Source organism: Hymenobacter arcticus (assembly GCF_054779975.1).
On record NZ_BAAGXF010000001.1, the window covers coordinates 182,408 to 205,735 of the forward strand.

Below are 23,328 nucleotides of genomic sequence, written 5' to 3' on the forward strand. Positions count from 1 at the left end.
CGCGCGTGGCACAAAAGGCGAACGACGCTTCAACGCCCCCCACGCGCGGACTCACAGAGTCCACGCTACCTCAGAGCCACCCCAGCGTCTGCTCCCACAACCTCTCCCGCAACGCCGCATCCGCCGCTTGCGGCGCAAAGACAGCCAGTTCCTGCTGGTCGAAGTATGCGCCCGTTACGGCCGCCAGCTCCGGCGCGGTGGCCAAGTAAAAGGGGGCTTTGCCCGAGCGCGCAATGGGCTGCACCAGGCCCAAAAATGCCCCACCCACCCGCACGGCTACGCGCAACCAGCCCGTTACTTTCAGCACGCGGGTGTTGTAGAGGCCGGGGCTCAGGGCATTCACCGTAATGCCGCGGAGGCGCACGCGGCCGGCCAGCTCTACCGTGAATAACGCGTTGGCCAGCTTGGTGTTGCGGTAGCTGGCGCGGGCGCCGAAGTCGAGGCCAGCGGGCGTGCGGGCCAGGTCGAAGTGGCCGCGCAGATGCAGGCCGGTGTTCACGGTGAGGATGCGGCTGGGCGCGTTGCGGGCCAGCAATTCCACCAGGCCCGTGCTTAGGATGAAGGGGGCCAGATAGTTGACCATGAAGTTGGTTTCGAAACCATCGGCGTTCAGCACGCGCTTGGTCATGAATACGCCGGCGTTATTGATAAGAATTTGCAAATCAGGTACTTCTTGCAGAATACGCGCTACCAGCGCCTGGCAGCCTTCAATGGTGCCCAGCTCGCCCATCAGGTAGCGCACCTGCGGGTTGCTGGTGCGGGCGCTAATTGCGGCTACGGTGGCCTGGCCTCGCGCCGCTGTGCGCGCGGTGATAACGACCACGTAGCCCGCGCGGGCAAAGCGCAGGGCCGTGGCACGGCCGATACCGCTGGTGCCGCCGGTGATTAGAACTGTGGGTTGCTGCATGCGCTGCGCGGGCGGCCAACTGGGCGGCCCGGCGCGGCGCAAGATAGCCGCGGGCCATCCCTGGTCAACCGGTCGGCCGGCTCCGCCAGCGGAGCCGGCCGACCGGTTGACGTGAGTGCCGCCTGGCCAGTCGGGCAGGTATCGTTCACGCGACAACCGGTCGGCCGGCTTCGTCGGCGGACCGGGACACGTACCCTAAGGCAGGAAATTGCGTTAGGTAGCTAAACCTTCTTCCTTTTCCATGAAATATAACCTGCTGGGCAATACGGGCCTCAAAGTATCTGAATTATGCCTGGGCACCATGACTTTTGGCAGTTCGGGCGGGCGCTTTGCCGCCATCAACGGCGTAGACCAGGCTGGGGCCGACGCGCTCACCAAGCGCTCCATCGAGGCGGGCATCAACTTCATCGACACGGCCAACGTGTACACCGAGGGCCACTCGGAGGAAATGACCGGCCAGGCGCTGCACAACCTCGGCATCAGCCGCCACGACGTGGTGCTCGCCACCAAAGTGCGCGGCAAAATGGGCGACGGCCCCAACGACGCCGGCCTCACCCGCAAGCACATTATGGACCAGGCCGAGGCCAGCCTCAAGCGCCTCAAAACCGACTACATCGACCTTTACCAGACGCACAGCTTCGACCCGCTCACGCCCTGGGAAGAAACCCTGCGCGCCCTCGACGACCTCGTGCGCCAAGGCAAGGTGCGCTACATCGGGGCCAGCAACTTGGCTGCCTGGCAGCTGATGAAGGCCCTCGGCGTGTCGCAGCAGCAGCACCTCGAAAAATACGTGTCGCTGCAAGCCTACTACACCATTGCGGGCCGCGAGCTGGAGCGCGAGTTAGTACCCCTGCTGCTCGACCAAAAAGCAGGCCTCATGGTGTGGAGCCCGCTGGCCGGCGGCTTCCTTAGCGGTAAGTACACCCGCGAAAACCAACAGGCCGAAGGCCGCCGCGGCAGCGGGTTCGACTTCCCGCCCGTTAACAAAGACCTGGCATTCGACATCCTCGACAAGCTGCGCCCCATGGCCGAGGCTAAAGGCACCACGGTAGCGGCGCTGGCGCTGGCCTGGCTGCTGCACCAGCCGGTGGTGAGCACCGTCATCATCGGGGCCAAAAAAATGGACCAGCTCGAAGACAACCTCACGGCCGTGGACGTGCAGTTTACCCCCGAGGAGCTGAAGGAGCTGGATGAAGTGAGCAAGCTCGCGCCCGAATACCCCGGCTGGATGCTGGAATTTACGAAGGGCGACCGCCAGGCCTAAGCCGCCGCGGGCACGGGTGGGTGCCCGGCTGGGTGGCAGGCCGCTGGCCCGAATATTGGCTAACGAAAAAGGCTCGTAGCGTTGCTGCGGGCCTTTTTCACGTTCCTGGCCCCGCGCCTGTTACTTTCGTCCCATGCGTTTTTACACTTTGCTTTTGCTGCCGGCGCTGCTGGCGTGCTCGCAGCCGGCGGCCGAGTCATCGGCTACGGTAGCCACCGCGGCCCGCCCCGCCCAGGCCCCGGCCGGGGCCTTCCCCGAAACCTTCGAAACCGGCAGCAAAGGCGCCTACGAAACCGCCGACGTGGCCCTGACCACCGGCCCCTGGCTGTTTACCAACGGCCTGATTGGCAGCACCGAGCAAGACCACAAGGCCGGCGAGCACGCCGCCCGCCTGCGCGCCAGCGGCCGCCTCACCATGCAGTTTGACGCGCCGGCCGGCATTCGCCGCATCAGCGTTTTATCGGCCGCCTACGGCCAGGACGGGCCCAGCACCTGGGAGCTGTGGGTGAGCCGCGACCACGGCCGCACCTGGCAGCGCAACGGCCAGCCCCAAACCGCCACCGGGTCCACCCTGCGCCCCGCCTTGTTCGCGGGCCTCGCCAACGAGCCGTTGCGCCTCGAATTTCGCAAAACCGACGCCGGCAAAGGCCGCCTCAACCTCGATAACATCAGCCTCGAAACGGCGGCGGGTGCGGTGGTAGCTGTGCCCACTAGCCGCCCGGCCTCGCAACCCGCGCCCGCCCCGACGGACGATTATTTCAAGAACCGAAACACGCCCGCGCCTACCCCAACGCGGCCCGCGCAGACCCCGAGCACCGGCGCGCAAGTAGCAGGCACTGACAACGATAACCTATTGCTGGGCAACCCCAGCGGTGCCACCTCCGACCCCAGCAACAACACCAACTATTTGCTCACGCGGCCGCAGTTTGCCACGGGCTACAATGCCCAGCGTGGCATTCCCATCTGGACGAGCTGGCACGTGGGGCGCACCGATATCACCAAGAATTTCCCGCGCCAAAACGACTTTCGGGCTGACCCCGGCCTGCCCCGGCAGTTTTACCAGGTAACACCGCAGAGCTACGGCGGCTCGGGCTTCGACAAGGGCCACAACTGCCCCAGCGGCGACCGCACCGCCGCCCTCGACGATAACTCGGCCACCTTCCTGATGAGCAATATGGTGCCCCAGGCCCCCCAAAACAACCAGCAAACCTGGGCGCACCTCGAAGAATACACCCGCGCCCAGGTGGAAGCCGGCCAGGAAGCCTACGTGCTCATGGGCAGCTACGGCCGCGGCGGCACCGGCAAAAACGGCCCCGCCCAAACCCTCGACCAGGGCCGCGTAACGGTGCCGGCCCACGTCTGGAAAGTCATCATCTTCCTACCCGAAGGCAATAACGACCGCCAGCGCATCATCGCCGGCCAGGGCCGCGTACTGGCCATCGACACGCCCAACGACAACAGCATCAGCCCGCAGTGGACGCAGTACCTGACCTCCGTTGACAAGATAGAAGCCGCCTCGGGCGTGGATATCTTCAGTGCCCTGCCCGCCGCCACCCAGGCCCAACTGCAAAGCGTGGTAGACAGCGGCCGGGCGCGCTAGAAAGCGCCTAAAATCAAATTTAATGGGATTAAATATTGATAATCAGTATTTTATCCCATTAAATTTTTAAACTCTTCACAAGTTAGCTCTTGCCATCGGCCGCCAGAAAACGCCGGATGGCACCCACATATAAGTCGCCAAACTCCTTCTCCGACAACGTGTAGAAGCCCGCCATGTGTGCGCCGGCAAACGGCACGAGCTGCCGGCGCTGGCCCCGGCGGGCCGCCTGTACCACGGCCGCCGAGTCGGCGAGCGGCGTGTTCACGTCCTGGGTGCCCGCAATGAGCAGCCAGGGGCAGTTGATGCGGGGGGCCAAGCGGGCGTAGGTGGCCGCCTCGGCGGGGAGGCTGAGCTGCTTGTGCTTGTTTTTCAGCACGCTGGCTACTACTGCCTGCGGACTACCCACGTAGCCTTCGGCCAGAAAAAAATCGCAGCGGTGCGCAGCGGCTACTTCGGCGCCCATTATCGTGCCCATCGAAAAGCCCAGGATACCCGTGCGGCTGCGCGGGTAGCGGTGCTTGGCATCGGCCAGCACGGCGGTCAGGTCCAGGGTAAACTCATGGTAGTACAGCCGGTTGGGGTCGATGGCAAAATCGGAGCTGTGGCCAAACCCCCGGTAATCAAACAGATACACGCGGTAGCCCGCGCCGGCCAGTGCCCGCGCCTGGTGCACCCAGTTGCCCATGTTGCCCGCGTCGCCGTAGGCGAGCACCAGCGTGGTGCGCTGGTTGGGGGCGGTGGCGGCGGGCTCGATTATCCAGGTGGCTAGCTGGGCGTGGTCGGGCGTGGGCAGCGTGCGCGCTTGGTAGGTCAGGCCCACCGAGTCGGGCGTGGCGGCCCACTCGCGGCTGGGTTTGAGGGCCCAGGCCGCCACAGTTTGCAGCAGCAGCAGGCAGAGTAAGCTGGCACGAACCATCGTCAATCGGCGCTAAAGAGGAGAAGCCAGGCCCCATTGCCTGGCTTTTTACATAGACTGTGCTACCGGCTGCGAGTTGCAAGCCGGGAGCCGGCATACCTACACTGCCGTAGCGCCGACAGCGCTGGAAAAGGGCAGACTGGTCGGAGGGAATAGACTTGTTCCTAAATTAAGAAAAACATAAAAACGGGTCATGCTGAACGCAGTGAAGCATGGCGCTCGTTTACAAGACTTTTGATTTGGGGTAAGTCTACTGACAATCACGCTTTTGAGCTGCTCTCCTTTCCGCTCGATTAAAAACACGGTAAACATGGGGCATTGATTTCCCGGCCGGGTCACCTGGGGCGCTGGCTGAGGCTGCTACTGCTGATTTTTAGCACTATTACCAGCGCCACGGCCCACCCCATGCCCAAGTCGGTGGTGCTCACGGTGCACGCTCACCGCATCGACGCGGCAGTGCAGATTCCGCTCACCGAGCTCCAGCCAGCGTTTGGCCACGCGGCGAGCGACTCGTCGGCGCGGCTGGTGGCCCTCCTGCTCACCTGGCGGCAGGCCCAGGCCCGGCAGGCAACCAGCGCGTAGCGGCATTGGGAAGTACGCTAAGAATGATAAAAAATGGTCATGCTTCGACAAGCGAACGCCAGATGAGCATGACCGTTTTTTAGTACCTGAACCAGCCTCCACCTCAACTTACAGCCCGGCCACCAACGCGCGCCACGATTCGTTTTCGGGAATGCCGGGCTTGCGCTGGCCAAAAAGCAATAAGATATTATTACTCTGATTATCAAATAATTCCACTGATGTTACAATTCCGTCGGCGGTGGGCTTTTGCACCACCCAGCTCTGGGCCACGTCTTCGAGCTTGAGGTGCAGGTTGAAGGTGGGGTCGAGCACGTTCAGCCACGGGCCGGTGGGCACGATGCGCGCCACGGGGCCGGTATGAATCTGGATGCAGCCGCGGCTGGCTACAAAAATCATTACCGGCACGGCATCGGCCGAAGCGGCGCGCAGGGCCCGCTCAATAGCCTCATTATCAACTTTATGCACCAGCTCGGGCGGCCCCAGCCGCAGGGCCTGGGTGCGGGTGAGGCCAAACTGCCGCAGCAGGCCAAAAAAGGCGTGCGTATCCTGCAAGCCGCGCCAGGCGGCCTGAAAGCCCGCGACGTCGATGGTAGCATCGGCGGCTTCAACGGGCGTAGCGGGGGCGGGGCGGGTGCTCAGTCCGGCAAGCTGCTCGGGGGCGCGGAAGCGGGCCACCAGCGCCTCGTAGGCCGGCAGGTCGGTTTCGCCGTCGAGCACGTAGATTTTGTGCAGCGCCTCGCCATCGGCGGCAAAAAACTGGAGGCTGCGGCGGCCGTTTTCGCTCACCGCGAAGCCGTGCTGCCAGTGCATCATAAAGAGCCGCAGGTCAATGTCTTCGCCCAGCACCAAGCCCATCGGGCCTTGAAACGACACGTCGAGGTACGGCCCCTGGCGCTCGTGCACCACGCTGTCGTTGCGGGTCAGGGCCATCACGCGGCCCAGAGTGGGCACCTGCTTGAGCAGTTCCTTGAAGTCGTTGGTGAGGGCCACCACCGGCGAGTCGGGCTGGCCGGTGATGCGGGTGGCAAGCAGAGCAGCTTCGCTGGCACCCAGGGCCCAGGCCGCGTCGCGGATGCGGCCTTTGGGGTGCTCCTGCTGGTAAGTGGCCCAGCGGTCGGCCAGGGTTTCGGGGGCTATGAGGACGGACATTGCTTTTTGAATTAGGAGTGATGCGTTAAAAGTTATCGTAGCGTGGACTCTGCGAGTCCGCGCGTGAGCGGAGCAAGCACCCTCCATAAACAAACGAACCAGCCGCTAGCTGTTCGCTCCGCTCACGCGCGGACTCGCAGAGTCCACGCTACATTTAAACCAGCGGCACGATGAGCGGGTGCCCCAGGCTGGGGTGCGTCAGCAATTCCACCTCCAGGCCAAAGCCGAGGTGAATATAATCGGGCGTAAAAACGTGGGTGGGCGGGCCGCTGGCCACGGTGCGGCCCTGGTGCAGCAGCAGCACTTGGTCGGCGTATTGGGCGGCCAGGTTGAGGTCGTGGAGCACGGCCACCACGCCAAAGCCGCGCCGCGTGAGCTGGCGGGCCACGGCCAGCGTTTGGTGCTGGTGGCGCAGGTCGAGGCCGGTGAGGGGCTCATCGAGCAGCAAAAAACCACCTTCGGCCTCCCATACCTGGGCCAGCACGCGGGCCAGCTGGGCGCGCTGCTGCTCACCGCCCGAGAGCGTGGGGTACGCGCGCCCGGCCAGGTGGCCGAGGCCCACCAGGTCGAGCGCAGCGCTCACAATGGCATGGTCGTGAGCCGTGGGCTGGCCGCCAAAGTGCGGGTAGCGCCCCAGCAGCACCAGCTCGCGCACCTCGAAGGCCAGCGCCAGCGTGTGCTGCTGCGTGAGCACTGCCCGGCGGCGCGCCAGCGCAGCGGGGGCCCACTCACGCAGGCGCTTACCTTCCCAAAGCACCTCGCCGGCGCTGGGCTTCAGGTCGCCGCTGAGCAGCTTGAGCAGCGTAGACTTGCCCGCGCCGTTGGCCCCCACCACGGCCAGCAGTTCGCCGGGCCGGGCCGTGAGCGCCACGTTGTGCAGCAGCATTTTGGGGCCGATGCAGTAGCTAATGTTGGTGGCCTGAATCATAGTTGACACGGGGGTTTGTCCGAACCGCGGATTCAGCGGATTGGCCGGATTTTGAAGACGGACCTCTTGTACTCAATGTGGCCGAATCTTTTGCACTATACTAACAAATTGCGGCGCTAGCATCGGCCCGAAAATCCGACTAATCCGATGAATCCGCTAAATCCACAGGTCAGGTGATTCTGTTTGCGTTGCGCATTACTATCCAGAGGAAAACCGGCGCGCCGAGCAGCGCGGTGAGAATGCCAATTGGCAGCTCGGCCGGGGCCACGGCAGTGCGGGCCAGGGTGTCGGCCAGCAGCAGCACCAGCGCGCCACCCAGCGCCGAGGCCGGCAGCACGAAGCGGTGGTCGGGCCCACCGAGCAGCCGCAGCACGTGCGGTACTAGGAAACCCAGAAAGCCAATGGTGCCTACCATGGCCACCGACGCCCCCACCGCCAGGGTCGTGAGGCCGATAACCTGCCACTTGATGCGCGCCACCGGCAAGCCCAGGTGGGCCGCCTGCTCCTCCCCCAAAGCCAACAGGTTCAATGCCTTGCCGAGCCGGGGCAGCCACAGCAGCGGCAATAGTAGGAAGGGTAGCAGCGTGGCAAGGGCCGGCCAGGTGGCCCCGCCCAAACTCCCCAAGCCCCAAAACGTGATGCTGCGCAGCTGCGCATCGGTAGCGGCGTAGGTAAACAAGCCGGTGATGGCCCCGGCCAGGCCATTGGTGGCGATGCCCACCAGCAGCATGGTGCTCACCAGCACGCGCCCGCCGCGCCGCGACACCCGGTACACAAACACGGTAGCTACGCAGGCCCCCGCAAAGGCGGCCAGGGGCAGCACGTAGGCCCCCGCACCCCCAGTGCCGGGCAGGGCGCTCACCATCTTTAATACCCTTTCTTCCAGCACGATAACGGCTACTGCCGCCAGCGAGGCTCCGGCCGAAATACCCAGCAGCGACGGGTCGGCCAGCGGGTTGCGAAACAGCCCCTGCATAGCCGCGCCCGCCAAGCCCAGCGCCGCGCCCACCAGCACCGCCAGCAGCACCCGCGGCAGCCGAATAACCCACACCACGGCCTCCTGCTGCGGCTCAAAAGGCAGGGACACGTGCAGCCCCAGCTTGTGCGCCAGCACACCTACCACCGAGGCCACCGGCACGTGTAGCGCCCCGCCCCCGCTCCTACCAGCACGGCCAGCAGCAGCATCCCGGCCAAAATCACCAGCAGCCCGCGCGTGCGCCCCGCCCGCATGGGCGACGCGGTGAGCGTACGAGCAATGAGGGGTTTTGGGGCGGTGACGGGCATGGCACTAAAGCTTTTGAGTATCAGATAACTGACTGAGGAGAGATACGTAAGCGCTTTTATTGCAGCTTCTTAGCTAGCTCCGTAGCGGCCAGGCCCAGCCGGGGGCCGAAGCCCGTCAGCAGCTGGCCATCCATCTCCACCACGCGGCCGGTGCGGCCGGCGGTAGTTTGGGCAATGCCGGGTATTTGCAGCAGGCCGGCTTTGCCGCCCAGGCTTTGCAGGCCGCTGTCGAAGAGCAGCAGCACATCGGGGTTGGCGGCCACCAGGGCCTCGGCGGTGAGGGGCTTGAACTCGGCGAAGCCCGTAGCGGCGTTCTGGCCGCCGGCCAGCTGAATGATTTTTTCCACCTGCGTGCCCGCGCCGGCCACCATCATGGTGCCCGTGCCGCGGGCGTAGATGAAGAGCACCTTGGGCGCTTTGGTGGGCTTATGCACTTGCGTGAGCTGCGCATCAAGCTTCTTGAGCAGGGCGGGCACCTCGGCACTGGCGCCAAAGGCGGCAGCTACTTCCTTGATTAACTGCTTGGTACCTTCTACCGAATAGGCTTGCTTGAACAGCTCGACCCGCACGCCGGCCGACTTGAGCTGCGCGGCCACCTCAGGCTTAAGTGACTCGGTGGTGCCCACTACCAGCGTGGGGCTTTGGGCCAGCACGCCCTCGGACGAGATGTTGCGGGTGTGGCCTACTTTGGGCAGCTTATCGAGCGCGGCCGGGTAGGTGCTGGTTACATCCACGCCCACGAGCTGGCTTTGGCGGCCCAGGTCACAGATGATTTCGGAGATGGTGCCGCTCAGCGACACGATGCGCGGAGCGGGTGCGGCGACCGCGGCCAGCGTACTTAGCAGCAAGGCTCCGAAAATCAAAAAGCTGTTTAACCTTAAAATCAAGTTGTTCATAACCAATTTATTACGTGCTAAAAAAGTAGTACCGGCACGGGTGGCCCGCACCAAATAGCCTCACCACAAGGCTCATTCTTACCAAGCCGCTCATCGCCTCCAGGAGCGCAGGCCACCCATGCCGGACTTTTACCTTAATTCAGGGCCGTGCCGCTGGGCTGATACACGTAGCGGAACGTGTAGTACCCGGCAGGATTAGCCGAGGTGGGCGCAGCGGGCGCGTCCTTGTAGTAGTTCTGCACCTCGATTTTCGCGTACTTGCCCAAGGCGGTACGGATGGCCAGCACCCGGCCGGCAATGGGCGTTACCACGTTGGTGGTCGAGTTGTAGGAATACCAGCCGTTGCCCGAGCCGGTGGGGATGGCTTTGGTGGTGGCCGCGTCCACGGCGTAGTCGGTGGTGGGGGCCGTGGCTACTTCCGAAAATAATTTGGAAAGCACTTGTGCGCCGCCCTGGCCGGGCCCGCTGGTGCCGCTATTGGTCAGGATGGTCGTGCCCCGAAAGGCCACGTCCCACTTCGTGGAATTGGAGTCGGTGTAGGCGATTTCCTTGCCGTCGGCGAGGCTGTAGAAGGTGTAGTGCTTGGCCGCAATGGGCTGGCCGGTGGCGCTGGCCGTGCCGGCCGCCGAGAGGCTGGTGACGGTTTTGGCCGTCACAGCCACGACGGGCGCGATGTCGTCGTCTTTTTTGCAGGAAGCCAGGGCGAGGGTACCGGCGGCCAGTAGCAGCGCGGGGAGGAGTAGTGTATTCATCTGAAAGAGAGTGGATGTAGCGTGGACTCTGTGAGTCCGCGAGTGAAAGAGTTGCAAGAGAGAAAAGGGGCCATCCGCGGACTCACAGAGTCCGCGCTACTTACTTCTTACCCAGCTCGATAGCCAGGCTGGCGTAGAGCAGCCGCCCGGCCAGCGTACTGATGTAGGCCGGGTTGGTGTAGCCCGTGAGGTTATCCACGCCGGCTTGCAGGCTCAGCCAGGGGCCGAGGGTTTTGCTGGCGGCCACGTTAAGCAGCAGGTAGCCGCTAACATATTCAGTATCAGCATCCAGAATAGCATTGGCGTTGGCATCGGCAAAGCCGTAGCGGCCCCGGTAAATGGCCCGCACGCTGGCCGTGAGCCCGTGGGCCTGATTGTCGTAAAAAACCTTGGCGTTCCAGGTGTGGCGCGAGCGGTTGAAGAGCCCGCCGTAGTCGCCGGGCCGCACGTGCTCGGTTTGGAGCGTGGCAGCATCGCGGCGAAACACCGTGCCGGCGGCCAGCGCATCCACCACCGCCTTATCCTTGGCAATAAGATACTGGTAGCCAGCCCCCACCGTAAAGCCGTGGGGCAGGCGCAGGGAGTTATCCAGCTCCACGCCCTGGGTGTAGGCGCGGGTCACGTTGCGGTAAGAAAACACCGACTGGCCGTTTTTCTTGAGGGCCACCGGGGTGGTTTCAATCAGGTTATTAAGGTCGTTGCAAAACGCATTGACGGTGAGGCGGTAACCCAGGTCCACGTTGTTCAGCTTGGGCTCCAGCAAAAAACCCAGGTTGGTGGCTACCGAGCTTTCGGTGGTCAGGCTGCCCGCCTGGGCGAGCGCCGCCTCATAAATAATAACCTGGCCCGTAATGGGGTCGGTAGCCAACTGGCCCTGCTGCGCCAGCTGGGCCACCTTGGCCTGCACCTGGTTGGTGCCAAACACGCTGTAGCCCACCACGGGGTTGGAAAAGTTGAGGTACAGCTGCCGGAAATCGGGGGCGCGGTAGCCCCGGCCCACCGAGCCGCGCAGCGCCAGCCAGGGCCGCAGCTGGTAGCGGGCGGCCAGCTTGGGGCTCAGCTGGCCCGCGTATTGGCTGGGGCCGTCGTAGCGCACGCCGCCCACCAGGTTGAGCCGGGCAGTGGGCGACCAATCGTACTGCGCATAGCTGTAGGCGGCCTGCATCAGCTGGCGGGCGTCGTAGCGGGTGGCCGCCACGGTTTGGTGCTGGTAGCCGATGCCCAGGGTCAGCGTTTGGGTAGGGCGCGGGCTGTAATCGACCTGCACCTCGGGCCGCAGGAAGGTTTGGGTGAAGTACGTAGCGTCGTAGTAGTTACCGTCGGCGGCGTAGGTGTAGGCCTCCTGGGTGTGGTAGCGGCTGTAGTAGAGGCGCGCCGTGGCAAACACCTTATCGCTTCGGAAGCGGTGCGTCAGCGTCGGGTTGAGGTTGAAATCCGCCTGCCGGCTCTGCATGGCCACGTCGGCCGTAGTGCCCACTTCGGTGGTGGTGGGCGACGTGCTTCGCTGATTTTCAACGAAATACCGGCCCGAGAGGCTGAACTTGGTGCGGTCGCTCAGGCTGTAGGTAAAGCGGCTCTGGCCGGTATAGCTGGCGAAGGGCGGCACCGAGGCCGTGCCGCTGGCGGGCTGCAAGGTATAGCCCGCCGAGCTGTAGCGGTTGCCAAACACGGTGAGGCCCGCCCGCTCGCCGCCCGCATTGAGCGTGGCGCTGAGGTCGGCCGTTTGGTTGGTGCCGTAGCGGGTGCGCAGGCCGCCGCGAAGGCCGGGCTGCGGCTTCTGGGTGATGATGTTGACCACGCCGGCCAGCGCGTCGGAGCCCCACAGCGCCGAGGCCGGCCCCTTCACCACCTCCACCCGCTGGATGTTGCCCACCGCCACCCGCGTCAAATCGAGGGTGCCGGCCGTGCGGCCGATGAGCGGCTCCCCATCCACCAGAATAAGCGTATACTCCGAGTTAAGCCCTTGCAGCTGAATGCCTTGCCCGTGGTCCGCAACCAGGCTGAGGCCGGTTTGCTCGCTCAGCACGTCGCCGAGGCGCAGCGAGCCCATACTCTTTATCTGCTTCTCCCCCACCACCGCCACGGGGATGGCCACGTCCATCAAGCTCTTTTCGGTGCGGGTGGCCGTCACCACCACCTCGCCGAGGCGCTGGCGGCGCAGCGTATCGGCGGGCAGCGGGGTGCCAGCACGTTGCGCCAGCGCCGGGCCGGCCAGTAAGGCCAACGGTACGATGCGAAAGAAAGAAGTGGAAGAATAGTGCGCCATTATTTAGATAAATTCTAAACAGTGGCAAAGGTATTCGCCTTGCTTTCATTTCAATTTTTTATTTAGAAATTTTCTAAATAAAAACAAACTGTGTACTCCTTCACATCGCGCTATTAACAGCCACTTGAATAACTCTAAGCGCATCATAAGAAACTCGGTAGAAAAGCAATACCCAGAAAATAAAAGAACGTCATGCTGAGCTTGTCGAAGCATCTCTACCACGCCGAATGGGTTGCTAATCCTGGCGGCGTGGTAGAGATGCTTCGACAAGCTCAGCATGACGTTCTCTTGTGTTACTAGCAGCTCTACTATTTCCCGAATCGCGCCCCGAAAAAGTCGCCTTTACTCCAGGTGGGGTAGCGCGGGTCCTGGGCCAACTGGTAGCCGATGAGGAAGTTGAGCTGCGCGTATTTCACGCCCGCCGCCCAATCAAAGGTGCCGCCTACGAAATTATCCTGGGGCTTGTGGTAGGTGCGCGCGCGCCACTTCTGCACCGTTTCGCTGAGGTTGTTCTGGCCATCGGCGGTGCGGTTGCCATACTTGATGTGCAGCGCGGGCACGCCCTGCACCACGAAGCTGTACTGGTCGCTGCGGATAAAGCGGTTTTGGGTCGGCTCGGGGTCGGGCTCAATGGCCAGCTTGAGCAAACGCGCCGCCGGCTGCACCTGCTTGAGCAGCGACGAGTGGTCGGCCCCCAGCGGCACCACACTCAGCAGCGGGGCAATGAGCGTGGGCATGTCGGTATTGATATCGGCCACCAGCGACACGGCGGGCACCGTAGGAAAGCGCGCGAAGTAGGCCGAGCCGAGCAGGCCCATCTCCTCGCCCGTCACCAGCACGAGCAGCACCGAGCGCCGCGGCCGCAGCTTGAGCTTGGTGTACATGCGCCCGATTTCCAGCACGCTGGCCACGCCCGTGGCATTGTCGTGCGCACCATTATAAATGGAATCGCCCTCAATGGGCGCGCCCACGCCCAGGTGGTCAAGGTGGGCGCTGTGCACCACGTAGGTGCTGCGCAACAGCGGGTCGGAGCCCTCAATTTTGCCCACCACGTTGTAGCTATCCACGTCCTGATAGCGGCTGCGGTAGCGAGCGCTAAAGCTGCCCAGCAGCGCCTGTGAAGCCGGCTTACCGTTACGCAAACCACTCATTACCTGCGCAGTATCCTGGCTTGCACCGGCAAACAATTGCTGCATCGTGGCCGGCCCCACGGCCGCCACCAGCTGCGCCGACCCCGCTGCGTAGCTGCGCGATACCGCCACCCGGCCATTAGCGCCCAGCGCGCTCACCTGGCCCTTGGGGTACTCCGGCAGCTTGGCATCGGCGTGGGCGGCTACCAGCAGCACGCCCACCGCGCCGTGGCGGGCGGCGGTTTCGAGCACCGTGCGCAGGTCCATGAAGTACTGGCGCTCATTATCAGCAAATTGCTTGGGGGCCTGCCGGGTCACCACCACCACCTTGCCCTTCGCCTGAATGCCCACGTAGTCGTCGTACTTCAGCTCGGGGGCCGAAATACCGTAGCCCGCAAACACCAGCGGCGCGCCTTGCACACTTACCTCGGGCTGGCCAGGATTGGGGTACACGGTGGCCGCGGTGCCATAAGCCAGCGGCTGCGCGGCCCCGGTAGCGGGCTGGTAGCTGAGCGTAGCGCCCGGCTCCACAAAGGCGCGGCGCAGGCGCACGAGCTGGGTGTAGCCGCCGCGCTCGCCGGCGGGCGTCACGCCCATTTCCTGAAACTGCTTGGTCACGTAATCAACTGCCAGCTGGTAGCCGGGCGTGCCGGGCAGGCGGCCCCGCAGGCGGTCGTCGGCCAGGTAGCGCACGTGCGCTTCGAGCGCGCTTGGCTTCACGGCCGCTAGCGCATCTTCGGCCGCCTGGTCAATGCCCTGGGCGGCTGCCGCCTGCCCGAGCAATAGGCTTGCTGCAACCAGCAATGCGTTTATTTTATTCATAATCAATATTTTAATTCAAATAATAGTCGTGCTCACCGAAAGCAACTAGGCAAAAAAGAACGTCATGCTGACGACAGGAAGCATCTCGGCCGCTTCATCCAACGGCCCTAACAAGATGCTTCCTATCGTCAGCATGACGTTCTTTTTCGGCTATTCAGGCTAGCTTTCCGTGAGCACGGTTTTGAAGCCCGCCAGGCGGCCGGCCACGTCGCGGCCCAGGGCGTAGGCGTGCAGTTGCGGCCCGGTGCCGATGCGGTATACTTGCACGCCATCCAGTTCCTGCTTCAGGTACATCTGGAGGGCTTTGAAGCGATTGGCCAGCTTCACGTCGCCGGTCACGCCATCGTCAGCGGTGTGGTTGCTGAGGAAAACGGTCAGTTCCTTGGTTTGCACCTTAGCATCGGTGGGCTCACCCAAAACCTTCAGCAGCTGCGCGTTAGTTAAGTCGCCGACTGGCGCGGCGTAGCTTACGGCTTCCAGCGGCGCGTCGGCTTCGCTGATGAAGTTAAGGCCGGCCGTGAGCTTTTGCAGTTGGGCCAGGGTGGCGTCGTTGGGGTCAGGGGCGGCGGTAGCTAGGGTAGCCGCAGCTGCTGCAGGCGCAGCGGGCAAACCGCTACCGCCGTCTACTTTCGCGGCAATAGCGGTGGCCAGCTCCTGCATGCGCGCGGCGGGCACAGTTATTTTGGGGTTGGCGAAGTTCATATCCGCCACCTTGTTCATTGGGATGAGGTGAATGTGGGCGTGCGGCACCTCCAGCCCAATCACGGCCACGCCAATGCGCTTGCAAGGCACGGCCGCCGCCACGCCCTTGGCCACGCGCTGCGCAAACACGTGTAGCGCCGCCAGCGCCTGCGGCGAAAGGTCGAAGATGTAGTCGATTTCCTTTTTAGGAACCACCAGCGTGTGGCCTTCCACCAGCGGCGTGATATCGAGAAAAGCCAGGTGGTCAGCATCTTCGGCTACTTTGTAGGCCGGCAGCTCGCCCGAAACGATGCGGGAAAATATGGATGGCATAGGAATGTGCGGTAAGCTTTAGCTTGCCGGGTGGCAAAGAACGAAGAAAAAAAAGAAAGGCGAACCTTAACCAGGTTCGCCTTTGATTGCATTTTGCGCTACGGCAAGCTAAAGCTTACCGCACATTTTTACCGGCCTACTTCCAGAATCTCGAACTGGAGCTTGCCGGCGGGCACCGTGATTTCGGCTACGTCGCCTACTTCCTTGCCCAGCAGGCCCTTGCCGATGGGCGACTTTACCGAGATTTTGCCGGCGGCTAGGTTAGCTTCTTCCTCGGCCACCAGCAGGTAGTCGAGCACCATGTTATTCTTGAGGTTTTTTAGCTTTACCTTACTCAGGATGAGCACTTTGCTGAAGTCCATGTTGGTTTCGTCAACCACGCGGGCATTGCCCAGCACTTCTTCCAGCTTCGATATTTTGAGCTCGAGCAGGCCCTGGGCATCCTTGGCGGCGTCGTACTCGGCGTTTTCGCTCAGGTCGCCTTTATCGCGGGCTTCGCGCAGGTCTTCGGCGGCCTTGGCGCGGCCGCGCACTTTGAGCTCCTGGAGTTCGTCTTTCAGCTTTTGCAGGCCCTCGGCGGTGTAATAATTGATAGTAGCCATCGTATTGCAGGACTGTTTTCGCGTAGCGGGTGGGTCAGGTAAAAAAGAAAGAGAACGGCTGGCACAGTGGCCAGCCGTTCTCCCCTACTTGGTAAGGCAAAGATAGGTCGAATAATGGTTAATAGTTAGTGATTAATGATTAATGGCCGATTTGGCAAGCTGTATCCGGTCATTAATCACTAACCGTTAATCATTAACCATTAATTTTCCAATCTTAGCCACCAGCACCTCGTTGATGCGCTGGTAGCTCTGGTGCGTCCAGCCGCCGATGTGGGGCGAGAGCACCACGTGGGGGGCGGCGCGCAGGTAATCAAAGCTGGCCTGCTGGGCGGGCGTGAGGGTAGCCAGCTTCTCGTTGTCGAGCACGTCGAGGGCGGCACCGCGCACCTGGCCGCTTTGCAGCCGCGCCACCAGGGCCGCCTGGTCCACCACCTCCCCGCGGGCCGTGTTCACGAGCCAGATGCGGTGCTGAAAAGCCGCCAGAAACGCCTCATTGATAAACTGATGATTAGCAGCTGAATATGGGATATGAATACTCAGCACCTCGGCGCGGGCGTGCAGCTCGGCCAGCGGCACCAGCTCGGCATTGCCATCGGTAACTACTTCGGGGTCATGGTCATGCGCCAGCACAGTGCAGCCGAAGCCGCGCAGCCGCCGGGCAAAAGCGCGGCCCATGTGGCCGTAGCCGAGCAGGCCCACGGTTTTGGTGCCCAGCTCCTCGCCGCGGTTGGCCTCGCGGTGCCACTCGGCGCGGCGCACCTCGGCATCGGCCGTGATGCTGTGGCGCAGCAGCGCCAGCAGCTGCCCAGTGGCAAACTCGCCCACCGCGTCGCGGTTGCCCTCGGGGGCGTTCACCAGCACCACGCCGGCCGCCGCCAGGGCCTCTGCGTCGATGTTGTCGATGCCGGCGCCGGCGCGGGCCACGTAGCGTAGCTGCGGGCCGTGGGCAAGCAGGGCGGCCGTGACGCGCAGCTTACTGCGCACCATGAGGCCCGCGTAGGGCCGGGCGGCCAGGGCAGCGGGCACGTCGGCGGCCAGCAGCTTGGGTTGGTAGTCGCCCTCCACGCCAATGCTGCGGAGCATGGGTAGCAGGGAAGGGTGCATATCGTCGATTATCAGGCAGAGCGTCATGTCGTTATCAAGCGGGCACTGGTGGAAGCGTAGTGTACCCGGCTACTTACTTTATGCTTCCCTAACAAGTTTGGCCGGCAAATGACCCAGCCCCGGCCCGCGGGCTGCCTTTGTAGCGTTGACCTGAGCTGATTTTACGACTACCGCGCCGGCGCAGTAGTCGTAAAATCAGCCGCCGCCAGCGTCATGGGCCGCACCGCAATCGCCTCACTGGTAGCCGTAACGCCGTGCTCAGCATTGACGGTAATGGTGCGCAGCGGCAACGCGCCGTCGGTGGCTTGCAGCAGCTCGTACCAGCCCGAGGAGCGGCCCTGGCGAAAATCGGCCGGGCGCACGCGCACTGCATCTGAATAAAAAACCAGGCTCGACAGGCCACCCCGCACCATTTGCAGCATCTGGCACGGGTAGCCTAGGATGGTGGCCGTGGTAGTCAGGCACTTGATAGTGGCGCGGGGCGTGCGCCGGGCCGTGTCGGCCACCAGCACGGCTTTTCCCTGCTCGAAGTGGTAGAGCTCATTGGTAGCGCCCACGTACAGTTCTTGCAGCGCCTTTTTGCGGTCGTACATCTTGAAATTATTGCCCTGCACGTAAAACCAGTTCTTGGGTTTCACAGCGTAGTACATCGTTTCGCCGGCCGTGTTCTGGTACTCGTTTTCGTACTCGATGCAGCCAACAAAGTAGAATTTTTGCTGGGCGGGGATGCAGCTTATTGAAACCAGCATACTGATTAATAACAAGTTGCGCAACATGGCAAAAAGGAGCGAATTGGTGATATATAAATCAGGAACTGATTATCTGCCTTAAAATTCAACAAGTGACCTAAGCTGCAAGGAATCACCAGTTAGTTGAAAAACCTTTTTTTTGCAGGCAGCCGTAGTGAATGGGCCTATTTGGGTACGGCGGGCGGCTTCAACTGTAGCTGCTGCTGCTGGAAACAGGTAGCAGCTATCGCCACAGGATACTACATAGCCCTTAGCTACACCAACTCGATAAGAATACGCTAATTCTATTGGCCCTGTCTGAGGGTCATCAAAATACAGCCCTGGGTCTCCATCTTCTGTGTACGAACTATAGTAACGACCTGATAATAGCGTTCTCTCGGGCTCAGCGCAGCGTTCGATGCTGCCAGCTAGTAGCAAGAGGAAAGAGTACCTCAAAATCTTCTGCCTCCTCACGCCTGCGCCACCAAATTGGTCAGCAGCACAAAATCGCTCACACCCAGCTGCTCGGCGCGCTTATCAAAAATCTCGGCGGCCATCGTTTCGCTCGAAAGGCCCAGCGGCCGCAGGGCGTTGCGCAGGGTTTTGCGGCGGGTCGAGAACGCCTGCTTCACCACCCGGAAGAACAGCTTTTCGTCGCAATTCAGTCGCTCGGTTTGGTTGCGGGTGAGGCGCACCACGGCCGACTCTACCTTGGGCGGCGGCACGAATACGTGGGGCGGCACCGTGAACAGGTATTCGATGTCGTAGTAGGCCTGCAGCAGCACGCTCAGGATACCGTAAGTTTTGGAGCCGGGCGGCTCGGCCAGGCGCTCGGCCACTTCTTTTTGCAGCATGCCCACCACTTCGCGCACCTGCTGGCGGCTTTCCAGCACCTGGAAAAATATCTGGGTACTGATGTTATAGGGGAAGTTGCCGATGATAGCCAGCGGCATATCCGGGAACATCACGCCCAGGTCTTGCCGCAAAAAATCGGTGGCATGAATGCGCGGGGCCAGCGCCGGGTAATGCTCGGTGAGGTAGGCCACCGACTCCGTATCAATCTCAACTACGCTGGTCTGGTAGGCCTTATTGTCCAGCAAATACTGCGTGAGCACGCCCATGCCGGGGCCGATTTCGAGCACCTCGTGCACGGCATCGGGCAGGCGCAGGCTCTCCACAATGCGGCGGGCAATATTAGGGTCGGCGAGAAAATGCTGACCGAGGTGCTTTTTGGGGCGAACGGTGTAGGGGGCCACGAACTTGACGAGTGCGACAGAAAACGCGGGCCGGGCCAGCGGCCAGGCCGCCGCCCCCGCTGGTTTCCCATCTGGTGAGCAAACTACCTTGGCCCAAAGGCTGAAGGTGGCCCAAATATCGGCAAGCCGGCCCGAAGCCCTCGCCTTATACCCAAAAGCGCCGATACGCTAACCTACCGCAAACGCCAGAATGACGTAGGAAACACCCGCGAAATCGAGGTTACCAACGGGCTCCAACCCCAGCTTTTGCGTGTGCACATGCAGCGAGGCCGCATTTTCGGCGGCAATAAAGGCCACGCCTACGTCAAACTGCCCCGCCAGGGCCCGCCGGTTGGCTTCAAACAGCTGCCGCAGCAGCCCGTGCCCCCGGTAAGCGGGCTGCACCAGCACGGGTCCGTAGAAAAACCACCGGTAATCGGCCAATGGCCGCTCCCGGTAGTGCAGCGTCGGCAGCAGCGCCACGAGTTGCTGCACCAGCGGCGGGTAGCGCTCGGCTGGCAGCCTCGAGTTCACCACGAAGCCCACCAACTCTTGCTGCCGGTACGCGACCTGCCCCGGCACCGAGGCCAGCATAGCCTGAAGCGCCGGCACAGTGAAATTACCGGTTAGAAAACCACTTACCCGGGCCGGGATGCTCAGCTGCTGGTGGGTATGCTGGTTGGCCAGCTCGGTGATGGCGGGCGCATCGGCCTCCGTTGCCGTCCTGCAAATCAACTCACTCATTACCAATTAATTAAACAAGAGAGCAAAGAATATGCAGAGCCGCATCCTTGCGTCTCATCTTTGAACGGAATCGGCCAGCCGGCGCACACGACGAGACGCAAGGATGCGGCTCTACACCGCCCTAATCCATCAGCACACCGCCGTAGTAGTTGAACGTATCCACTTCTACGTTGTCGCGGGTAGCGCCAGGCAGGGGCAACGGCTGCCACTTGGGCGTGGGCGTTACAAGTTGGTACTCACCGCCTTTGGTGCGCACACGCACGGGCAGGTCGAAGCCCGGCGCGGCGGCCACCCAGCGGCCCAGCAGCCGGTCTTTCTCCATTCGCATTTCGAGCACCGGCAGGCTGCGCTGCTGCAAATACTGCGCAAACACGGGGCTGAAATCGCGGCCGGCTTCTTTGTTGATGTAGTCGATTATCTGCTGGCCGGTCACGGTTTGGTGGTAGAAGGTGCGCGAGATACCGCGCAGGATACCGCGCCACTTAGCATCGTCGTTAATAGCCGTGCGCAGCATGTTGAGCAGACTCGCGCCCTTATCATACATGTCGCTGGAGCCTTCCTTATTCACGCCGTAGGGGCCGATGATGGGGCCGTCGTTCTGGATGTTGCGCCGCTGGCCGTGCAGGTATTCCTGCCCCGCCGGCTTGCCAAACTGGCTTTCCACAAACAGGCTTTCGGAGTAGGTGGTAAAGCTTTCGTGCACCCACATATCGGCGATATCCTTGCTGGTCACGTTGTTGCCAAACCACTCGTGGCCGCTCTCGTGAATGATTATGAAGTCCCACTTGTCGCCCCAGCCGGTGGCCGAGCGGTCGCGGCCCAGGTAGCCGTTCTGGTACTTATTGCCGTAGGCCACGGCGCTCTGGTGCTCCATGCCCAAGTGCGGCGCGTCCACCAGCTTGTAGCCATCCTTATAGAACGGGTACGGCCCAAACCAGTACTCCATGCTCTTGAGCATGGGCTTCACGTTGGCGGCAAACTGCGTTTTGGCCTTGGCCAGATTTTCGGGCAGCACCCAGTAATCGAGCGTCAGCGGGCCGGCCTCGCCCTGGTATAAGTCGTTAAAATGCACGTAGTTGCCCACATTAAGCGCCACGTCGTAGTTGTTGATGGGGTTGGTCACGGCCCAGTCGTAGCGGGTGTAGCCGCCGGGCAGCTTGGCGGTGCCGCGCAGGCGGCCGTTGCTCACGTCCTTCAGGCCCTTGGGCACGGCAATGCTGATGAGCATGCTGTCCACTTCATCGGCCTGCTGGTCTTTGGTGGGCCACCAGATGCTGGCGCCCACGCCCTGGCAGGCGCTGGCCACGAAGGGCTGCCCGGCCGCATCCTGCGTAAACACGAGGCCGCCGTCCCAGGGCGCTTTTTTGGCCACGGTGGGCTGGCCCGAGTAGGTGACCGTAAACTCGTCGCGGCTCCCCTGCTTAATCGCCTGCGGAAAGGTCACGAACACTGCGTTGGCCTCGCGGGTGAAGGGCACCGGCCGGCCGTGGTAGTCCACTTTCTCCACCGTCAGGTTGGCAAACAGGTCGAATTGCAGCCGCGTGAAATCGCGCGTGGCCGTGAAGTGAAACAGGTTACTGCCGCTGATGGCCCGGTTAGCCACGTCGAGCTTCACGTCGAGGTGGTAGTAGTTGATATCATAGCAGGTGCGCTCGGCCGGCTGGCCGCCGCGCAGCGAATCGGCGCGGGTAAACGTGGCTTTGGGCTGCATCAGCTGGGCCGAAGCCAGCAGCGAAGAGCCAAGGAGGGGCAGCAAGAGCCGCAGCGTTTTGTGAAGAATCATTCGGGTGTGTGGAACGGAGTGGCACTCCGTTTCCGCTTGGTCTGGCCCAGACGCTAAAACGGAGTGCCACTCCGTTTTACAATACCTTCACGCCAAAGTTAAGCACCTCTTATTCCGATTATGTCCCTTACGCTCGCCCACGCCGCCACCGTGCCGGCCCACGCCACCCAGGTATTTGTGCTGCCCACCGGCCTCACCACCCTGCCCGAAGCGGCCGCCACCGACCTGCCCGCCGCGGCGCGCAGCTACGTCGAAGCCGCCCTGGCCGCCGACCAGAAATTCATCACCCTCAACCACTTTTCGCACCAGCACTACTTCGTGGTGCTCGAAAAGAAGCGCACCGATGACCTCGCCCTCGAAGCCCTGCGCAAAGCCGGCCACCAGCTGCAAGGCGCGCTGAAAAAAGAGAAAACCACCGAAGTTTTCATCCAGAACCTGAGCGAAAACGCCGACGCCACCCTCGCGCTGGCCGAAGGCTTGTTCCTCGCTGCCTACGAGTTTGAAGGCTATAAAACGGACGAGAAATCGCGCCAGGCAGCCGCCCTTACTACCATCAACCTGGTGGGCAACGCCGCCACCGCCGCCCAAATCACGGCGCTGCAACACGTGCTCGAAGGCGTGGCCTTCGCCCGCGACCTCGTCAATGCGCCGCTCAACAAGCTGAACGCCCAGCAGTTTGCCGACCGCCTGGCCGAAGGCGGCGACGTGGCCGGCTACACCACCGACATCCTCGACATGGCCCGCATCGAGAGCCTGCGCATGGGCGGCCTGCTCGCCGTGAACCTGGGTTCGCCCGAGCCGCCCACTTTCAGCATCCTGGAGTGGAAGCCCGAAGGCGCGCAGAATAAGCAGCCCTACGTGCTCGTGGGCAAAGGCGTGGTATACGACACCGGCGGCCTCAGCCTCAAGCCCACCCCCGGCAGCATGGATATGATGAAGTGCGACATGGCCGGCGGCGCGGCCGTGGGCGGCGTGCTCTACGCGCTGGCCAAAAACAACGTGCCGCTGCACGTTATCGGCTTGGTACCGGCCACCGATAACCGCCCCGGCGGCCTCGCCTACGTGCCCGGCGACGTGCTCACCATGCACTCGGGCCTCACCGTCGAAGTGAAAAACACTGATGCCGAAGGCCGCCTGCTCTTAGCCGATGCCCTCAGCTTTGCCAAAAAATACCACCCCACGCTGGTTATCGACCTGGCCACCCTCACCGGGGCCGCCGTGCGCGCTATCGGCACCGAAGCCGCCGCCGTTATGGGCACCGCCGAGGCCGATACCACCGCCCAGCTGCTGGCCGCCGCCCACCGCGTGCACGAGCGCCTGGTCGAGTTTCCGCTCTGGGAAGACTACGCCGACCACATCAAGTCCGACATCGCCGACCTCTCCAACCTGGGCAAGGCCGAAGCCGGCCACATCTCGGCCGCCAAGTTTCTGGAGCGCTTCATCGAAGGCACGCCCTGGCTGCACCTCGACATCGCCGGCCCCGCCTTCCTGACCGCACCCGATTCTTATCGAGGCAAGGGCGGTACCGGCACCGGCGTACGCCTGCTGTATGAGTTCCTAACCAAGCAAGTGCGGTAAGCTTTAGCTTGCCGTGTTATCCTTTTTCGTTAGCCGTGTTGTGT

Annotated in this window: 21 protein-coding genes; 4 read left to right on the top strand and 17 right to left on the bottom strand. The window is 62.6% G+C overall.

Annotated elements, in window-relative coordinates; genetic code table 11:
- Nucleotides 1–70: 70 nt before the first annotated feature.
- The gene (locus ACYVGC_RS00800) at nt 71–907 is read right to left on the bottom strand and encodes a Rossmann-fold NAD(P)-binding domain-containing protein (protein ID WP_460581872.1); all 837 of its coding nucleotides are present in this window, start codon (nt 905–907) and stop codon (nt 71–73) included.
- Nucleotides 908–1,148: 241 nt separating this feature from the next.
- On the opposite strand from ACYVGC_RS00800, the gene ACYVGC_RS00805 reads away from it, so the two are divergent.
- Nucleotides 1,149–2,171, top strand: coding sequence for an aldo/keto reductase (locus ACYVGC_RS00805; RefSeq protein ID WP_460581873.1), 1,023 nt, complete (start codon nt 1,149–1,151; stop codon nt 2,169–2,171).
- Nucleotides 2,172–2,304: 133 nt separating this feature from the next.
- Nucleotides 2,305–3,771 carry a DNA/RNA non-specific endonuclease gene (locus ACYVGC_RS00810; RefSeq protein ID WP_460581874.1) on the top strand — a complete coding sequence of 489 codons (1,467 nt, stop codon included), beginning with the start codon at nt 2,305–2,307 and terminating at the stop codon, nt 3,769–3,771.
- Nucleotides 3,772–3,853: 82 nt separating this feature from the next.
- On the opposite strand, the gene ACYVGC_RS00815 is transcribed toward ACYVGC_RS00810, so the two are convergent.
- Nucleotides 3,854–4,687 (bottom strand): alpha/beta hydrolase, encoded by an 834-nt coding sequence (locus ACYVGC_RS00815; RefSeq protein ID WP_460581875.1) that lies wholly within the window; start codon nt 4,685–4,687, stop codon nt 3,854–3,856.
- A gap of 318 nt (nt 4,688–5,005) precedes the next feature.
- Here ACYVGC_RS00815 and ACYVGC_RS00820 point away from each other — a divergent pair, with 318 nt between their 5' ends.
- Nucleotides 5,006–5,269 carry a hypothetical protein gene (locus ACYVGC_RS00820; protein ID WP_460581876.1) on the top strand — a complete coding sequence of 88 codons (264 nt, stop codon included), beginning with the start codon at nt 5,006–5,008 and terminating at the stop codon, nt 5,267–5,269.
- Nucleotides 5,270–5,377: 108 nt separating this feature from the next.
- Here the strand turns inward: ACYVGC_RS00820 and ACYVGC_RS00825 are convergent, their stop codons facing one another.
- From ACYVGC_RS00825 to ACYVGC_RS00895, 15 genes are all read right to left on the bottom strand, one after another.
- Nucleotides 5,378–6,418, bottom strand: a complete 1,041-nt coding sequence (locus ACYVGC_RS00825; protein WP_460581877.1) for a hemin-degrading factor — start codon at nt 6,416–6,418, stop codon at nt 5,378–5,380.
- 154 nt (nt 6,419–6,572) lie between these two features.
- Nucleotides 6,573–7,346, bottom strand: a complete 774-nt coding sequence (locus ACYVGC_RS00830; RefSeq protein WP_460581878.1) for a heme ABC transporter ATP-binding protein — start codon at nt 7,344–7,346, stop codon at nt 6,573–6,575.
- A 169-nt stretch (nt 7,347–7,515) separates the two neighbouring features.
- Nucleotides 7,516–8,484: a FecCD family ABC transporter permease gene (locus tag ACYVGC_RS00835; protein ID WP_460581879.1), complete on the bottom strand. Its 969-nt coding sequence runs from the start codon at nt 8,482–8,484 to the stop codon at nt 7,516–7,518.
- Nucleotides 8,463–8,630: a hypothetical protein gene (locus ACYVGC_RS00840; RefSeq protein ID WP_460581880.1), complete on the bottom strand. Its 168-nt coding sequence runs from the start codon at nt 8,628–8,630 to the stop codon at nt 8,463–8,465. Before ACYVGC_RS00840 ends, ACYVGC_RS00835 begins: the two co-directional genes overlap by 22 nt.
- Before the next feature lie 56 nt (nt 8,631–8,686).
- On the bottom strand, nt 8,687–9,478 hold the full coding sequence (locus tag ACYVGC_RS00845; RefSeq protein WP_460581881.1) for a heme/hemin ABC transporter substrate-binding protein: 792 nt from the start codon (nt 9,476–9,478) through the stop codon (nt 8,687–8,689).
- Nucleotides 9,479–9,660: 182 nt separating this feature from the next.
- The gene (locus tag ACYVGC_RS00850) at nt 9,661–10,278 is read right to left on the bottom strand and encodes an HmuY family protein (RefSeq protein WP_460581882.1); all 618 of its coding nucleotides are present in this window, start codon (nt 10,276–10,278) and stop codon (nt 9,661–9,663) included.
- A 100-nt stretch (nt 10,279–10,378) separates the two neighbouring features.
- Nucleotides 10,379–12,544 carry a TonB-dependent receptor plug domain-containing protein gene (locus tag ACYVGC_RS00855; protein ID WP_460581883.1) on the bottom strand — a complete coding sequence of 722 codons (2,166 nt, stop codon included), beginning with the start codon at nt 12,542–12,544 and terminating at the stop codon, nt 10,379–10,381.
- A 308-nt stretch (nt 12,545–12,852) separates the two neighbouring features.
- Nucleotides 12,853–14,496: a M28 family peptidase gene (locus ACYVGC_RS00860; protein ID WP_460581884.1), complete on the bottom strand. Its 1,644-nt coding sequence runs from the start codon at nt 14,494–14,496 to the stop codon at nt 12,853–12,855.
- A 159-nt stretch (nt 14,497–14,655) separates the two neighbouring features.
- Nucleotides 14,656–15,510 carry a nuclease A inhibitor family protein gene (locus ACYVGC_RS00865; RefSeq protein WP_460581885.1) on the bottom strand — a complete coding sequence of 285 codons (855 nt, stop codon included), beginning with the start codon at nt 15,508–15,510 and terminating at the stop codon, nt 14,656–14,658.
- A gap of 128 nt (nt 15,511–15,638) precedes the next feature.
- The gene (gene greA / locus ACYVGC_RS00870) at nt 15,639–16,112 is read right to left on the bottom strand and encodes a transcription elongation factor GreA (protein ID WP_460581886.1); all 474 of its coding nucleotides are present in this window, start codon (nt 16,110–16,112) and stop codon (nt 15,639–15,641) included.
- 186 nt (nt 16,113–16,298) lie between these two features.
- Nucleotides 16,299–17,243: a Rossmann-fold NAD(P)-binding domain-containing protein gene (locus tag ACYVGC_RS00875; RefSeq protein WP_460581887.1), complete on the bottom strand. Its 945-nt coding sequence runs from the start codon at nt 17,241–17,243 to the stop codon at nt 16,299–16,301.
- A 140-nt stretch (nt 17,244–17,383) separates the two neighbouring features.
- On the bottom strand, nt 17,384–17,965 hold the full coding sequence (locus ACYVGC_RS00880; protein ID WP_460581888.1) for a hypothetical protein: 582 nt from the start codon (nt 17,963–17,965) through the stop codon (nt 17,384–17,386).
- A 449-nt stretch (nt 17,966–18,414) separates the two neighbouring features.
- On the bottom strand, nt 18,415–19,200 hold the full coding sequence (gene rsmA, locus ACYVGC_RS00885) for a ribosomal RNA small subunit methyltransferase A (protein WP_460581889.1): 786 nt from the start codon (nt 19,198–19,200) through the stop codon (nt 18,415–18,417).
- Nucleotides 19,201–19,368: 168 nt separating this feature from the next.
- The gene (locus tag ACYVGC_RS00890) at nt 19,369–19,923 is read right to left on the bottom strand and encodes a GNAT family N-acetyltransferase (protein WP_460581890.1); all 555 of its coding nucleotides are present in this window, start codon (nt 19,921–19,923) and stop codon (nt 19,369–19,371) included.
- 121 nt (nt 19,924–20,044) lie between these two features.
- Nucleotides 20,045–21,706 (bottom strand): M1 family metallopeptidase, encoded by a 1,662-nt coding sequence (locus ACYVGC_RS00895; protein WP_460581891.1) that lies wholly within the window; start codon nt 21,704–21,706, stop codon nt 20,045–20,047.
- Nucleotides 21,707–21,826: 120 nt separating this feature from the next.
- On the opposite strand from ACYVGC_RS00895, the gene ACYVGC_RS00900 reads away from it, so the two are divergent.
- A complete protein-coding gene (locus ACYVGC_RS00900; protein ID WP_460581892.1) occupies nt 21,827–23,284 on the top strand; it encodes a leucyl aminopeptidase family protein in 1,458 nt (485 codons plus the stop codon).
- Nucleotides 23,285–23,328: the final 44 nt, after the last annotated feature.

Excerpts from the sequence above, each read along its gene's own strand:
- ACYVGC_RS00800 (WP_460581872.1), bottom strand. The coding sequence starts at position 907 with ATGCAGCAACCCACAGTTCTAATCACCGGCGGCACCAGCGGTATCGGC.
- ACYVGC_RS00805 (WP_460581873.1), top strand. The coding sequence starts at position 1,149 with ATGAAATATAACCTGCTGGGCAATACGGGCCTCAAAGTATCTGAATTA.
- ACYVGC_RS00810 (WP_460581874.1), top strand. The coding sequence starts at position 2,305 with ATGCGTTTTTACACTTTGCTTTTGCTGCCGGCGCTGCTGGCGTGCTCG.
- ACYVGC_RS00815 (WP_460581875.1), bottom strand. The coding sequence starts at position 4,687 with ATGGTTCGTGCCAGCTTACTCTGCCTGCTGCTGCTGCAAACTGTGGCG.
- ACYVGC_RS00825 (WP_460581877.1), bottom strand. The coding sequence starts at position 6,418 with ATGTCCGTCCTCATAGCCCCCGAAACCCTGGCCGACCGCTGGGCCACT.
- ACYVGC_RS00830 (WP_460581878.1), bottom strand. The coding sequence starts at position 7,346 with ATGATTCAGGCCACCAACATTAGCTACTGCATCGGCCCCAAAATGCTG.
- ACYVGC_RS00840 (WP_460581880.1), bottom strand. The coding sequence starts at position 8,630 with ATGCCCGTCACCGCCCCAAAACCCCTCATTGCTCGTACGCTCACCGCG.
- ACYVGC_RS00850 (WP_460581882.1), bottom strand. The coding sequence starts at position 10,278 with ATGAATACACTACTCCTCCCCGCGCTGCTACTGGCCGCCGGTACCCTC.
- ACYVGC_RS00855 (WP_460581883.1), bottom strand. The coding sequence starts at position 12,544 with ATGGCGCACTATTCTTCCACTTCTTTCTTTCGCATCGTACCGTTGGCC.
- ACYVGC_RS00860 (WP_460581884.1), bottom strand. The coding sequence starts at position 14,496 with ATGAATAAAATAAACGCATTGCTGGTTGCAGCAAGCCTATTGCTCGGG.
- ACYVGC_RS00865 (WP_460581885.1), bottom strand. The coding sequence starts at position 15,510 with ATGCCATCCATATTTTCCCGCATCGTTTCGGGCGAGCTGCCGGCCTAC.
- greA (WP_460581886.1), bottom strand. The coding sequence starts at position 16,112 with ATGGCTACTATCAATTATTACACCGCCGAGGGCCTGCAAAAGCTGAAA.
- ACYVGC_RS00875 (WP_460581887.1), bottom strand. The coding sequence starts at position 17,243 with ATGACGCTCTGCCTGATAATCGACGATATGCACCCTTCCCTGCTACCC.
- ACYVGC_RS00880 (WP_460581888.1), bottom strand. The coding sequence starts at position 17,965 with ATGCTGGTTTCAATAAGCTGCATCCCCGCCCAGCAAAAATTCTACTTT.
- ACYVGC_RS00890 (WP_460581890.1), bottom strand. The coding sequence starts at position 19,923 with ATGAGTGAGTTGATTTGCAGGACGGCAACGGAGGCCGATGCGCCCGCC.
- ACYVGC_RS00895 (WP_460581891.1), bottom strand. The coding sequence starts at position 21,706 with ATGATTCTTCACAAAACGCTGCGGCTCTTGCTGCCCCTCCTTGGCTCT.
- ACYVGC_RS00900 (WP_460581892.1), top strand. The coding sequence starts at position 21,827 with ATGTCCCTTACGCTCGCCCACGCCGCCACCGTGCCGGCCCACGCCACC.